This window comes from Vreelandella hamiltonii (assembly GCF_014651775.1).
Classification (GTDB): domain Bacteria; phylum Pseudomonadota; class Gammaproteobacteria; order Pseudomonadales; family Halomonadaceae; genus Vreelandella; species Vreelandella hamiltonii.
Genome location: NZ_BMXN01000003.1, coordinates 34,883 through 47,880 on the forward strand (window position 1 = coordinate 34,883; position 12,998 = coordinate 47,880).

Here is a 12,998-nt window from a genome sequence, read left to right on the forward strand (position 1 = left end):
CCTTCTGGATTCGATGAGCTTCTTTCATGTCTTTAAACACGCGCCTGCTGTTTGCCCTGCTGGGTTTTCCACTGTTGGTGTATGCCATGATGGCGTTTCTGTTCGTCTTTCACGCCGACGCCACAGGCCGTGCGGTACTTGAGGAAAGGCTGGTCAGTACTGGCGAGCTGTTGGCTCCCAGCCTGGGCGAGGCCATGGCCGATGGCGACTCGCAACGCCTGGAGAGCCTCGCGGGAAAACTGCTCGAACAGCGCCACCTACGAGCCGTCACCCTCTTCGATGAACAAGGCAATCGCCTGCTGGTGATGGGTACCTCGCTGCCACCCCCGGCTCGACTGCACGCCCCGGAAACGACGACCATCGCCATGGAAGACGATCTGTGGCGCGTTCAGGTACCGCTGACTAGCGAGTCACTGAGCGGTCGTGGGCGCACGCACAATGGCTGGCTGGAAGCCGAGATGGATATCCGCACGCTGGTGCTGGAGCGCTACAAGCTGATTGCCAGCCTCAGCCTGGGCGGCATGCTGCTGGGCCTGTTGCTGTTTCTGATCGCCTTTGCCATCAGCCGCTATGTTACCCGCCCCATCGAAGAAGCCAGCCAGGCACTTTACCGACTGTCGAGAGGCGATGACCGCCTGCAGATCACTCCTGCCAACCCCATCGAGCTGCGCCAACTGGCCCAGCATATCAATCGGCTGGCGGAGTATTTCCAGCACGCCCGGCGCAACATGCAGAGCCAGATCGAGCAAGCCACCAGTGAACTCCAGGAATCCATGGAGACCATCGAAGAGCAGAACATCAAGCTTGATCTGGCACACCGCAGCGCGCTGAGAGCCAACGCCGTGAAGTCTGAATTTCTGGCCAACATGAGCCATGAGATACGTACACCGCTCAATGGCATCATCGGTTTCTGTCGGCTGCTGGGCCGCTCGTCGCTCGACAGCCGCCAAAAGGAGTGGCTGGATCATGTGCGCCGGGCCTGTGACAACCTGCTGATGCTGGTCAACGACGTGCTGGATTTCTCGAAACTGGAAGCAGACCGCCTGACACTGGAAGAAGTGGACGTGGATATCGTGGCGCTGGTCGATGAAGTGATTGGCCTGCATGCCCCAGAAGCGCAGCGCAAACAGCTCAACCTGGTCGCCATGGTGTATGACGACGTGCCGACCCCGCTATGCGGTGACCCGCTACGCATCCATCAGGTGCTGAACAACCTGCTTGGCAATGCCCTCAAATTCACCAATGAGGGCGATGTGATCGTGCGCGTCATGCTGGACAACCAGGAGGGTCAGCACGTCGTCCTGCACATCAGCGTCAGTGATACCGGTATTGGATTGAGCGACGAACACCAGCAGCAGTTGTTCAGCGCCTTCTCTCAGGCAGAGCCCAGCCACTCCCGACAGTTTGGAGGCAGCGGTCTGGGCCTGTCGATCTGCCGCCAACTGATTCAACGCATGGGCGGCGAGATTGGAGTCGAAAGCGAGTTGGGCAGAGGGTCGACTTTTTCGTTTACGCTCCCCCTGCTCGCCCATCAGGCAGACGAGCGCCCTCCAGAACTGGTGCTGGACAATCCGATCGTGCGCTTGCACGAACCTCACTTGCCCACTCGAAACGTGCTGGAACACTTGCTGGAACGCTGGGGCGCACGCCCTGTATCGTTCATCGATGCCGGCAATGAGGCACTGCTGATGGTCAGCCTCGAACACGATGATTTTGACGGCGAACGTAAGGGCTATTGGCAGAACATCATTGCCCAGACCCCCTGCCCAGTCATCATTCTGGCCAACACCACCAGCTTTGAACTGCCCCACTGGGACCTTCCCCATGGCGGTGACATGCTCTGCAAGCCCTTCACCCGCGCCCAACTGGTCACGATGGTACGACGCTTGCTGCAGCCCACGGTACTGCCAGCGGGTCAGGAGCCGAAACCCCTGGAGCTTGCCAACAAGCCTGCCTCAGGCGCCCCTTTGACGCTGCTGATCGTTGACGACAACACTGCCAACCGTGAGCTGCTCAAGGCCATGCTGGAGAGCAGCACGCTGCGCATCGTCTTGGCTGCCAGCGGCAGAGAGGCATTGGAGTTCGCGCGCCAGCATACCGCCGACATGGTACTGATGGATATTCGCATGCCCGACATGAACGGCATCGAAACCACCAAAGCGCTGCGTCGCGTCAACGGCAGCTGGGCACGCTGCCCCATCATCGCGGTCACCGCCCACGTACTGAATAACGAACGCCAGCAGTGGCTGAGTGAAGGGCTGGACGATGTGTTGATCAAGCCCATCAATGACGTACAGTTGCAGCAGCTCATGCAGCGGTTTCTGGGTATTACGCCTGACCCGGGGTATCAAGACATCACGCCAACTTCTACTGAAGCAGATACCCCACCGGCCACACCAGAGCCCTTGGCAGAACCCTTGGCATTGCCCAGCGCCCTGCCTGCCGTGGATCTCGCCCTGGGGACGCGCTTGGCAGGCGGCAAGATATCATTGGCCAAGCAGCAGGTAGTCAGGCTGATCGACAGCCTGGAAGAGCACGAACGACAAATGCGCGAGGCTTTCCAGGCAGACGACCTGAACGAACTGCTGGACTGGGTGCACGGGCTGAACGGGGCCAGCCGCTACTGCGGTGCACCAGAGCTGGCCCTGCTGGTGGAAACCCTGGAAACTCGGCTACGCACCAGCGGGCTACGCCATGTCGATACGCTGCTGGAGGAGCTTTACGCCGCCATGGCGCGACTTGCCCAATACCGCGATGGCTTAATGGAGTAAACAAGGAGAACGGCATGTGATGGGGGCGATCAGCGCTCCAGCACCACAAACGCCACGGCATACTCGGCTTCGTCACTGAGGGTAATGTGCGCCGTGGCGGCGCCGCTGGCTGCGAAGAGCCGCTGGGCCTCACCATGCAGGTGTAATCCGGGCTTGCCCAGCGCGTCGTTAAGCACCTGGATGTCTCCCCACTGCATGCCCTGGCGCAAGCCAAGGCCCAAGGCTTTCACGAAGGCTTCCTTGGCCGCGAAGCGCTTGGCCAGATAAGCCACCGGGCAACCTTTGGCCCGCCATACCTGCTGCTCCTGCTGGCCCAGAATGCGTTCGGCAAAACGCTCACCGTGGCGCTCCAGGGCCTGACGAAACCGAGCAACGCGAGCAATATCAGAACCGATGCCAACGATCATTCAATGCCCGCAGCAGCCGTGATGGCCATCATGCGCGTCATGCGCGTGCGCGTGCTCGTGCTCATGGGCATCCAACGCGGCCATCAGGCCAGCTTCCTGACCGGCGATCATCAGCCGCTTCATTTCCTGAATGGCTTCTTTCAGCCCTACGAACAGCGCGCGCGCAATGATCGCGTGACCGATGTTCAGCTCGTTGACACCCGGCAAGGCAGCAATGGCTTCCACATTGTGGTAATGCAGACCATGCCCGGCATTGACCACCAGTCCAAGCGAGACGGCATGGACCGCTGCTGCGCTAAGGCGGTCATACTCGGCGTTGGCCGTTTCGCTGCCCGGCCGAGCTTCGGCATAGGCACCGGTGTGCAGTTCGATGGTGGGCGCTCCAGCGCGCTTGGCCGCGTCGATCTGGGACTCATCGGGGTCGATGAACAGCGATACGTCACAGCCCGCGGCTGCCAGACGCTGGCAGGCAGCGGCAATCTGTTCGAACCCACCCACCACGTCCAAGCCACCTTCCGTGGTCAGCTCTTCGCGCTTTTCCGGCACCAGGCAAACGTGGGCAGGCCGCACTTCTTCGGCCAGGGCCAGCATCTCTTCGGTCACGGCCATTTCGAGGTTCATGCGCGTATTGAGCATCTCGGCCAGCAGGCGTACGTCTCGGGGCTGGATATGACGGCGGTCTTCACGCAGGTGAACCGTGATGCCATCGGCACCGGCCTCTTCGGCCAACAGCGCTGCCTGAACGGGGTCCGGGTAGCGGGTGCCCCGTGCTTGGCGCAGGGTGGCGACGTGATCGATGTTGACACCCAGTAGAATACGAGGAGGATGCATCGTGACTCTCCATTGGATGGCACACAGAGGCCATCATTGCTTGTCTGAGTATTGCTTGTCTGAGAATTGCTTGTATGAGAGAGGCCCGCCTAGCGCTGACGGCGGCGGGCCAAATCCATCATCAGCTCTCGCGAGCGTAGTGCCACTGCCCCCAGGTGGGGCGCCAGCGCTGCTCGCATGAGCGCTTTCAAGGCGCTGGCCAGGCTCTCTGATTCCCAGTCACCCTGCTCGATATAGCGCAAGGCACGGCCGTCGATCCCTCGCTCGGCGGGCAAGAATGCACGACTGGCCACCTCGAATCGATAACGGCCATGGGGGTCCAGAGGGGTACCTTGAGGCGTGCAGAAGCGCGGCGTGGCTTCCAGGGCTTCCAGTAGCGCCCACTCATAGCGTCTCAGCGCCAACCCGCGCGCGGCGGGCACCGGAAGTGCCTCCAGCAGCGCACTGTAAAAGGCAAACACATTCGCGGATGCCAGTTCCAGCGGCAGCAAGCGGGTGGCAATTTCATTGGCATAAAGGCCACACAACAGCCCTTCACCCGCCAGCAGCGCGGTCTGCCCCCGGGACTCCATCAAGGTAAGCCGCTTCAGCTCACGCTCTCCGCGCCAAGCGATGAACAGCGGCGTAAAGGGTTGCAAACGCTGGCGCGATTTCGAACCGGGGCGCTGCCCGCCCTGAGCCACCGCACGGATGCGCCCGTGGTTGAGCGTCAGCAGGTCGACCAGCGCGCTGGTTTCCCGATACGCCTTGCGGTGCAACAGAAAGGCAGGCTCGGGGGTCATGGCCGCGCTCAATCCAGGTCGTAACCCAGGCTCTTCAAGGCACGCTCATCGTCCGACCAGCCTCGCTTGACCTTGACCCACAGGTTGAGCATGACCTTGGTGCCCAAGGCACGCTCCATGTCCAGCCGCGCCTCTCGGCCGATACTCTTGATCCGATCGCCGTTTTCACCGATCAGAATCACTTTCTGGCCCTGGCGCTCCACCAAAATCAACGCGCTGATATGGGTCACCCGCTCGGTCTCGCGAAACTCCTCGATCTCGACGGTCATCTGATAGGGCAGCTCGTCGCCCAGCTGACGCATGACCTTTTCGCGCACCAGCTCGGCGGCCATGAAGCGCAGACTCTTGTCGGTAATCTGGTCTTCAGGGAAGAAGTGAATACTTTCTGGCAGGTGTTTGGCCACCTCATCTTCCAGCGCTTCGACCTGCGTGCCGTGCTTCGCTGAAATGGGGATGACGGCAGCAAATTCACGCCGTGCCCCCACCTCCGCCAACCAGGGCAGCAGGTCGGCCTTGTCCTGCAGGCGGTCGACCTTGTTCACTGCCAGAATCACCGGCGCCGTGACATGCTCCAGACGCTTGAGCACCGCCTGGTCTTCCTCGGTCCAGCGCGTACGATCGATGATGAAGACGACACAATCCACGTCACGCAGCGCCTGGGTGGCTGCCTGGTTCATGAATCGGTTGATCGCCTTGTTGCGATCCTTGGACATGATGTGCATGCCCGGGGTGTCCACGTAGATGAACTGCGTCTCATCGACGGTCTTGATACCCATCACCTGATGGCGGGTAGTTTGCGGCCGCCGAGAGGTAATCGAGATCTTTTGCCCCAGAATCCGGTTCATGAGGGTTGATTTGCCTACGTTGGGACGGCCAACGATGGCCACGAATCCGCAGGTTTGGCTCATGATTTGTCTCCAGGGGGTTGTTCAAGATAGGACAGAGCTTCTTCCGCCGCCTGTTGCTCTGCATGTCGGCGGCTAGGACCTTTACCAGTGGTATGCTCGCTCAACAGATCGATATAGCACTCCACGGTAAACGTCTGGGCATGCGCCTCGCCCTTGACCGAGACCACTTCGTAGCGAGGCAACGCGGCCTGGCGTGACTGGAGAAACTCTTGCAAGCGCGTTTTGGGGTCCTTCTGAGTATCCTGAAGAGAGATGTTTTCCAGCCTCTCCGCATACCAGGCCAGTACTCGGTCACGCACGGCGTCCATACCTGCATCCAGGTAGATGGCCCCGATCACGGCCTCGACGGCATCGGCCAGGATGGATTCACGGCGGTGACCGCCGCTTTTCATCTCTCCCGAGCCAAGTCGCAGGCACTCGCCAAATGACATTTCACGGGCCAGCTCGGCCAAGGTCTGCCCCTTGACCAGACGCGCGCGCAGACGGGAAAGCTGACCTTCTCGCGCCTGGGGGAAGCGCTGAAACAGCGCTTCGGCAATGACAAAGTTGACGATAGAGTCACCCAGAAATTCCAGGCGCTCATTGTTGCGACCACCATAGCTGCGATGGGTCATGGCCAGTTCCAGTAGCGTTGGGTCGCCAAAGGTATGGCCGATTCGTCGGCAAAAAGCGGTTAAGGAATTGCTCACGGTGCTCCTACGTCATTGACGTTATACAAAATAACCACGCTGACCTTGTTGTTTAACAGGTGCTTCATTCGATGCGACGCACGCTGCTGAAGCTGGGCAAACCACCATCCCAGTGCATCCAGACTGCAAAGGCGCGCCCGACGATGTTTTCTTCCGGAACAAAGCCCCAGTAGCGGCTATCGTTGGAGTGATCACGGTTATCGCCCATGGTGAAATAGTGCCCTTCCGGCACCACTACCTCACGCATTTGCGGGCCAGGATCACGCGGATTGTTATAAATGAAATGGCTCACTTCACCCAGCTGCTCTTCGAGCAACAGCTGCTGAGGAGACAAGGCCGGGCCTTCTTCGACCAGCACCTTGCTGACTGCTTCGCCGTTCACATAGAGCTGCTTGCCTTCATACCGAACACGGTCGCCGGGCAGGCCCACTACGCGCTTGATGAAATTGACCGAGGGCTCGTCAGGGAAGCGAAACACCATGACATCACCACGCTCCGGGTCGTCCACTTCCAGAAAGCGGTGGTGCACCACGGGCAGGCGCAGGCCATAGGCAAACTTGTTCACCAGGATGAAGTCGCCTACTTCCAGCGTCGGCTTCATGGAACCCGAGGGGATCTGGAACGGTTCGACGATGAAGCTACGCACCACCAGTACGACCAGCAACACGGGAAAGAAAGAGCGAGAGTAGTCGACCGGCCAGGGCTCCTTGAGAAGCTTTTCCCGGCTGGCATCGTCCAGCCCGTCTACCGTGGCGGCTTCGGCAGTGGCCACCCGCTCACGGCGCTTGGGCCGCAGCACCAGTACATCCAGCAGAAAGATGGCCCCGGAGAGTACGACGGCAAGTACCAGTAATAATGAAAAATCCATGTGAGGTCGAGTCCCTAGTCGTTGACCTTGAGCACAGCAAGGAAGGCATCCTGGGGAATTTCGACACGCCCCACCTGTTTCATCCGTTTTTTACCGGCTTTCTGTTTTTCCAGCAGTTTTTTCTTGCGGCTGACGTCACCGCCATAACACTTCGCGGTCACGTTCTTGCGAAGCGCCTTGACCGTCGAGCGCGCGACCACCTGCCCGCCAATGGCAGCCTGGATGGCCACGTCGAACATCTGCCGCGGAATCAGCTCTTTCATCTTCTCCACCAGCAGACGGCCGCGGGTGTGGGCATGATCCCGATGGATGATGACCGCCAGCGCGTCTACCTTGTCGCCATTGATCAAGACGTCCAGACGCACCAGCTTGGCGGCTTCAAAACGCTCGAAGTTATACTCCAGCGACGCGTAACCGCGAGAAATCGACTTCAGACGATCGAAGAAGTCCATGACCACTTCCGACATCGGCAGCTCATAAGTGAGCTGAATCTGGTTGCCCAGAAACTGCATGTCCAGCTGGGTGCCACGGCGCTGCTCGCACTCGGCAATCACGTTGCCCACGTACTCCTGGGGCACCAGAATACTGGCCCGCACGATAGGCTCGCGCATCTCGTCGACGTCGGCCATGTCCGGCAGTTTGGAGGGGTTGGAGACGTATTTGATGTCGCCATTTTTCATGCCCAGCTCATACACCACCGTGGGTGCTGTCGTGAGCAGATCCAGGTCGTATTCGCGCTCCAGGCGCTCCTGGATGATTTCCATGTGCAGGGTGCCGAGGAAGCCCACGCGGAAACCGAAGCCCAGGGCATCCGAGTTTTCCGGCTCGTACTCCAGCGACGCATCGTTCAGCGCCAGTTTCTCCAGCGCATCGCGGAAGTCTTCATAGTCATCGGCGCTGACCGGGAACATACCGGCGTATACCTGCGGCTTGACCTTCTGGAAGCCCGGCAGGCGTTCGACATCGGGGGTTTTGGTGTGGGTGATGGTATCACCGACCGGGGCACCATGAATTTCCTTGATCCCGGCAACCACGAAACCGACCTCACCCGCGCGCAGAATATTGGTCTCTTTACGCAGCGGTGTGAAGATGCCTACTTCGGTGGCGTTCCAATCCCGCCCGGTCGATTTGATGCGAATCTTGTCGCCCTTGCGCAGCGTACCGTCGAACAGCCGCACCAGCGAAACGACGCCGAGATAGTTGTCGAACCAGGAATCGATGATCAGCGCCTGCAAGGGCGCGTCCGGGTCCCCTTTGGGGGGCGGAATGTCACGCACCAGGCGCTCCAGCAGTGCGTCGATACCAATACCGCTCTTGGCCGACACCTGGCAGGCATCGGTGGCATCCAAGCCGATGATTTCTTCCACTTCCTGAGAAACGCGGTCCGGGTCGGCCTGGGGCAGGTCGATCTTGTTGAGCACCGGCAGGACTTCCAGGCCTTGCTCGATGGCGGTGTAGCAGTTGGCCACCGACTGAGCTTCGACGCCCTGAGCGGCGTCCACTACCAGCAGCGCCCCTTCACAGGCGTACAGCGAGCGGGATACTTCGTAGGAGAAGTCCACATGCCCTGGTGTATCGATGAAGTTGAGCTGATAGACCTGACCATCGGCCGCGGTGTAGTCCAGCGTGACCGACTGCGCCTTGATGGTAATGCCGCGCTCGCGCTCGATATCCATGGAGTCGAGCACCTGCTCCTTCAGTTCACGCTCGGACAAGCCACCACAAGTCTGAATCAAACGATCGGAAAGCGTCGATTTACCGTGGTCGATGTGGGCGATGATGGAGAAATTGCGAATATGCTTGAGCTTTCCGCCGGAAACGTCATGAGACATCGAGTGTGTTCTGCCTTATTGGTACGCAAGCGATGGTGTTGGGGACAGCGCCAACAAGGCGTAACGTGAACACCGCACCACTGCATTGCCAAAGTTCGTCAAAAGATAAGCGCTATTGTAGCGATATGCGGGGGATAGGAACAGCAGTCCGGCGAGAACCGCCGGACTGGAGGGAGCGAAAAGCGTACTTATTCCAGACGCAGCGCTACAAAAAGTGAGCGTCCATCACGATACAGGCGCAGCGGGATGGCACGATCGGTGGGCAAGGCTTCGACGATTCGCATCAGCTCATCCGCAGAAGCAACGCTACGGTGGTCGAGGCTGACCAGAATATCTCCCGGACGGAGCCCCGCCTGGGCGGCAACGCTGTCCGGCTCCACCTGACGAACCTCCACGCCACCGGTGATGTTGAGCCGCTCGCGCGTGGCTTCATCCACTTCGGCCACAGCGACACCTAGTCGCATCTGATTGTTGCTGCTGGAAGCTTGCTCGACGCCTTGGGCATCCGGCCAGCTTCCCAGTTCGATGGTTTCAGTCACCTGCTCACCATCGCGCATCAGGGTAAGCTCCACATCGCTGCCAGGGGCAACACGCCCGATGAGGCGCGGCAACGTGCTGGAACGATCGACCTCTTCGCCATTGACTTCCAGAATCACATCCCCAGCCTGCAGGCCACCCTGCGCGGCGGGACCTTCGGGGTCCAGGTCGGCAATCAGCGCACCGATGGCTTCGTTCATACCAAACGACTCGGCCAAATCACGAGACACCGGCTGGATCATCACGCCCAGCCAACCACGGTTCACCTGGCCATCTTCACGAAGTTGGCTGGCAACGTCCATGGCGACGTTGATCGGAATGGCGAACGACAGACCCATGAAACCACCGCTACGGGTGAAGATCTGCGAATTGATACCGACGACTTCACCTTCCAGATTGAACAGTGGACCACCGGAGTTGCCCGGATTGATGGCCACGTCGGTCTGGATGAAGGGGACGTAAGCGTCCTGTGGCAACGTACGGTTGATGGCACTGACGATACCCGCAGTGACCGAATGGTCGAAGCCGAAAGGCGAGCCAATGGCCGCCACCCACTCCCCTACCTTGAGCTCATCGGAATTCCCCAAAGTGAGCACGGGCAGGTCGCTGGCATCGATCTTGAGCAAGGCAACGTCGGTCTGCACATCGCTGCCGATCAGCTCGGCGGGCAGTTCGCGACGGTCGTTGAGGCGCACCAGAATTTCATCGGCATCCTGCACGACGTGGGCGTTGGTCATCACGTAGCCATCTTCACTGATGATGAAGCCAGAGCCCAATGACTGTCGTTCCTGGCTACGCCCCTGACCACCACTGGGCGGCGCTGGAAAACTGTCACCAAAAAAGTGGCGAAAGATTTCGGGAATTTCCTGACCACCAAACCCTTGTGCCGACGGCGAGCTGCTGCGCTGCACCGTGCGCGTGGTAGAAATGTTGACGACGCCCGGCGCCGCTTCTTCTACCAGCACCGTGAAATCGGGCAAGGTTTGCGCCTGGGCACTGTGGCCCACCATGAACAGCGCAACCAGGCATAACCATAACGTTGAGGGGAGAACCAAGCGCTTCATGAAACAGCTCCTAGTCAAGCAGGGACGACACCATGGAAGTGCAACTCTTAGCGAGCTACAGGACAACTAACTGACCAAACGCGGACGGAAGCGTTCCATCCCCCCGCGCATGAGAAATCTAAGCGCCACCAAGGCGCACGCCAAGGTACCAAAAAAGACACTCGCGCTGATCCATTGACTCTCTGCCACCCTGGCAATCGCCCCCGACACGACCAGCGCCAGCAGCATGGGCGCGGCATAGACCAAAAGCGCCAGATAGCCAACGGCTTGCCGCTCCACCGTCAGCGTCACCGCACTGCCCAAAGGGTAACGCTCTGCCAATTGGCTTTCCAGACACTCAGGCCGCACCTCGACACGCTGGTGCTGGCGGCGCGCCAGCAGGCCCATGCCACAACCGCGCCCCTTGGCGCAGGCATCACATTCACTGGCCACCGATACATCCACCACCAATCGCCCTTCGACATGCCCTGTTACTCGGCCAGTGCGATAGAGCGCAGAACAGGGTGCGGGCTCGGCCAATGACATCAGGGCTGAATCACGATGGACTGAACGATACGGCGCATGACAGCAGCTGGCAGCTCACCAACGCCTACCAGCTGCCAACGCTGATCATCGACCTCCACGACCGATACCGTGGCCGTAGAAACGCCTAACTGATGGCTACCTTCCGAGAGCGCCTGTTGCTCCACGGGCGCTGCAAACAAGCTGACCGAAGCCAAGCCGTCGCTGTAGACACGCTGACTCGATAACGAACTCGTTTCGACCGGCTGAGAAACGAAGCCATCCGGCAGCCACTCCGCCTGCCAATTCACTGCTGACTCCTCCGGCGAAGCAGGGTTTGCAATCACGCCCTCATAAAGCACCGGCGACTGTAGCTGTGTGATCTGAAACGTTTCCAGCGCCCGCGATTGACTATCGCGCATGACATGCTTGAGCAGCAGCCCCGTCTCTTTGTCCAGCCACCACTCATGCTGATAGCGCTCACCATCCTGAGGCACGAACTTGAGCTGCACGGCTTCGCGGCCCGCCACGCGATCATCGTTGAGCAGCTCGATCTCATAATAATGGGCCACGTGAGCCGCCCAGGCTTCCGCTGCGCTGCCGGTCTCTTGATCTTCAGGAATGAAGCGGGCGCGATAGCCCACGGCCGACTGACGCTCGACACTGACAGAAGGCCCATCCAGGTGTTGGACGACCTGTTGTCGAATGCCATCTCGGATACGATGCGAAAGCGCCAGAGTGCGCACTCCCAAGGCATCGATGGAGACGGCTCTGGCCTGGAAATCGTAGCAATGACCGGCCTGTTTGCTGAGCACCAGCCACTCTTGAGCACTGGCAGGCTCGGTCAATGAAGTGAGGTCATCGCAGCTGAAAGCGGACTGCTCTGCGATGACCGGCATGGAGAAGGAGAATAGGCTTACCAGCCCAGCAGACGCGACGGCCTGAATTCCCCACTGTCGGCACTTGTCCATCGCCATAATGCTCAGGCTACCCTGTCCGCCATCAACGCTGGCCCAACGGCTCAGTGACCGAGGAGCGCATCAGCGGCATCCAGCTGTCACCACCGCCACTGGCGGCGCCTTGGGCGTGCTGCTCCAGATAGGACTGCAACAGGCGCAGTTGATCGATATCGATGGACGTTGGCTGCTGAGCCATGACGCTTTGCGGCGCAGACGGAGCCGCGAAACCGGCTTCGCTGACGTTCATCAAGCCGCTATTGCCTGCCTGCCCATTGATCCGGAACGGCGTGGGCTCGAACATCGGCATATCGGAGGCTGCCAGGGCTCCCGTCTGGGCACCAGACAAACTGACCGGCTGTACCTGCGCACCCACTCCAGCGCCGGGCTGAACGGCAATGTTGCCATCAGGCTGGCCGCTCGACCCTGTACCGCTATTGAAGAACTGTACGCCCGTGATCACCATCAGTGATACGGCCGCTGCCACGCCAGCACCGCGGGCAAACGAGATGCCGCCCGCACGATGATTCGCCGCCGTGACCGGCTCGGTGATCGGTACCGGCTCGTCACGCAGTCGAGCCATGATGCCCGCCGAAAGGTCGACGCTGACATCCACTTCGCGCTCACGCTGCATCATGCTGCGCGCCAGATGATAGCGGCGCCAAGTCTCTGCCGCGTCGGCGTCGTCAGGTAGTGATTTCAACACTCGGCGAAGTTCCAGCTCATCACTTTCACCGTCCATCAATGCGGAAAGTGACTCCCGTGTGTTTTGACTCATACTTCACACCCTCACACTGTGTTGGAAGAAGCTTCACGACAACACGGCTAGTGCGTGTTTTAGCCGCAAAACCT

The 12,998-nt window shown here is 59.9% G+C and carries 12 protein-coding genes; 1 reads left to right on the forward strand and 11 read right to left on the reverse strand.

Going from position 1 to position 12,998, the window contains the following annotated elements:
• The first annotated feature begins 26 nt into the window (after positions 1 to 26).
• On the forward strand, positions 27 to 2,771 hold the full coding sequence (locus IE091_RS03410) for an ATP-binding protein (protein WP_189462857.1): 2,745 nt from the start codon (positions 27 to 29) through the stop codon (positions 2,769 to 2,771).
• 29 nt (positions 2,772 to 2,800) lie between these two features.
• On the opposite strand, the gene acpS is transcribed toward IE091_RS03410, so the two are convergent.
• The 11 genes from acpS to IE091_RS03465 all read right to left on the reverse strand — a co-directional run bounded on the left by acpS (position 2,801) and on the right by IE091_RS03465 (position 12,924).
• Positions 2,801 to 3,178 carry a holo-ACP synthase gene (gene acpS, locus IE091_RS03415; RefSeq protein WP_039177167.1) on the reverse strand — a complete coding sequence of 126 codons (378 nt, stop codon included), beginning with the start codon at positions 3,176 to 3,178 and terminating at the stop codon, positions 2,801 to 2,803.
• The gene (gene pdxJ, locus IE091_RS03420) at positions 3,179 to 4,009 is read right to left on the reverse strand and encodes a pyridoxine 5'-phosphate synthase (RefSeq protein WP_039177169.1); all 831 of its coding nucleotides are present in this window, start codon (positions 4,007 to 4,009) and stop codon (positions 3,179 to 3,181) included.
• A gap of 89 nt (positions 4,010 to 4,098) precedes the next feature.
• Positions 4,099 to 4,791 carry a DNA repair protein RecO gene (recO, locus tag IE091_RS03425; RefSeq protein ID WP_189462858.1) on the reverse strand — a complete coding sequence of 231 codons (693 nt, stop codon included), beginning with the start codon at positions 4,789 to 4,791 and terminating at the stop codon, positions 4,099 to 4,101.
• 8 nt (positions 4,792 to 4,799) lie between these two features.
• Entirely contained in the window at positions 4,800 to 5,699 is a 900-nt protein-coding gene (gene era, locus IE091_RS03430) for a GTPase Era (protein WP_039177179.1), read from the reverse strand.
• The gene (gene rnc / locus IE091_RS03435) at positions 5,696 to 6,388 is read right to left on the reverse strand and encodes a ribonuclease III (RefSeq protein ID WP_039177180.1); all 693 of its coding nucleotides are present in this window, start codon (positions 6,386 to 6,388) and stop codon (positions 5,696 to 5,698) included. Before rnc ends, era begins: the two co-directional genes overlap by 4 nt.
• 64 nt (positions 6,389 to 6,452) lie before the next feature.
• Positions 6,453 to 7,256, reverse strand: coding sequence for a signal peptidase I (gene lepB, locus IE091_RS03440; protein WP_039177182.1), 804 nt, complete (start codon positions 7,254 to 7,256; stop codon positions 6,453 to 6,455).
• 14 nt (positions 7,257 to 7,270) lie between these two features.
• Positions 7,271 to 9,088, reverse strand: coding sequence for a translation elongation factor 4 (gene lepA, locus IE091_RS03445; RefSeq protein WP_039177184.1), 1,818 nt, complete (start codon positions 9,086 to 9,088; stop codon positions 7,271 to 7,273).
• Positions 9,089 to 9,276: 188 nt separating this feature from the next.
• On the reverse strand, positions 9,277 to 10,689 hold the full coding sequence (locus IE091_RS03450; RefSeq protein ID WP_096923135.1) for a DegQ family serine endoprotease: 1,413 nt from the start codon (positions 10,687 to 10,689) through the stop codon (positions 9,277 to 9,279).
• Positions 10,690 to 10,755: 66 nt separating this feature from the next.
• Positions 10,756 to 11,214 (reverse strand): SoxR reducing system RseC family protein, encoded by a 459-nt coding sequence (locus tag IE091_RS03455; RefSeq protein ID WP_229800731.1) that lies wholly within the window; start codon positions 11,212 to 11,214, stop codon positions 10,756 to 10,758.
• Positions 11,214 to 12,167: a MucB/RseB C-terminal domain-containing protein gene (locus IE091_RS03460; protein ID WP_229800739.1), complete on the reverse strand. Its 954-nt coding sequence runs from the start codon at positions 12,165 to 12,167 to the stop codon at positions 11,214 to 11,216. Before IE091_RS03460 ends, IE091_RS03455 begins: the two co-directional genes overlap by 1 nt.
• 25 nt (positions 12,168 to 12,192) lie before the next feature.
• Positions 12,193 to 12,924: a sigma-E factor negative regulatory protein gene (locus tag IE091_RS03465; protein WP_189462859.1), complete on the reverse strand. Its 732-nt coding sequence runs from the start codon at positions 12,922 to 12,924 to the stop codon at positions 12,193 to 12,195.
• Positions 12,925 to 12,998 lie beyond the last annotated feature (74 nt).

What these genes read in the sequence shown, in the direction of transcription:
- IE091_RS03410 (WP_189462857.1), top strand. Translation starts at nt 27, where the DNA reads ATGTCTTTAAACACGCGCCTGCTGTTTGCCCTGCTGGGTTTTCCACTG.
- acpS (WP_039177167.1), bottom strand. Translation starts at nt 3,178, where the DNA reads ATGATCGTTGGCATCGGTTCTGATATTGCTCGCGTTGCTCGGTTTCGT.
- pdxJ (WP_039177169.1), bottom strand. Translation starts at nt 4,009, where the DNA reads ATGCATCCTCCTCGTATTCTACTGGGTGTCAACATCGATCACGTCGCC.
- recO (WP_189462858.1), bottom strand. Translation starts at nt 4,791, where the DNA reads ATGACCCCCGAGCCTGCCTTTCTGTTGCACCGCAAGGCGTATCGGGAA.
- era (WP_039177179.1), bottom strand. Translation starts at nt 5,699, where the DNA reads ATGAGCCAAACCTGCGGATTCGTGGCCATCGTTGGCCGTCCCAACGTA.
- lepB (WP_039177182.1), bottom strand. Translation starts at nt 7,256, where the DNA reads ATGGATTTTTCATTATTACTGGTACTTGCCGTCGTACTCTCCGGGGCC.
- lepA (WP_039177184.1), bottom strand. Translation starts at nt 9,088, where the DNA reads ATGTCTCATGACGTTTCCGGCGGAAAGCTCAAGCATATTCGCAATTTC.
- IE091_RS03450 (WP_096923135.1), bottom strand. Translation starts at nt 10,689, where the DNA reads ATGAAGCGCTTGGTTCTCCCCTCAACGTTATGGTTATGCCTGGTTGCG.
- IE091_RS03455 (WP_229800731.1), bottom strand. Translation starts at nt 11,214, where the DNA reads ATGTCATTGGCCGAGCCCGCACCCTGTTCTGCGCTCTATCGCACTGGC.
- IE091_RS03460 (WP_229800739.1), bottom strand. Translation starts at nt 12,167, where the DNA reads ATGGCGATGGACAAGTGCCGACAGTGGGGAATTCAGGCCGTCGCGTCT.
- IE091_RS03465 (WP_189462859.1), bottom strand. Translation starts at nt 12,924, where the DNA reads ATGAGTCAAAACACACGGGAGTCACTTTCCGCATTGATGGACGGTGAA.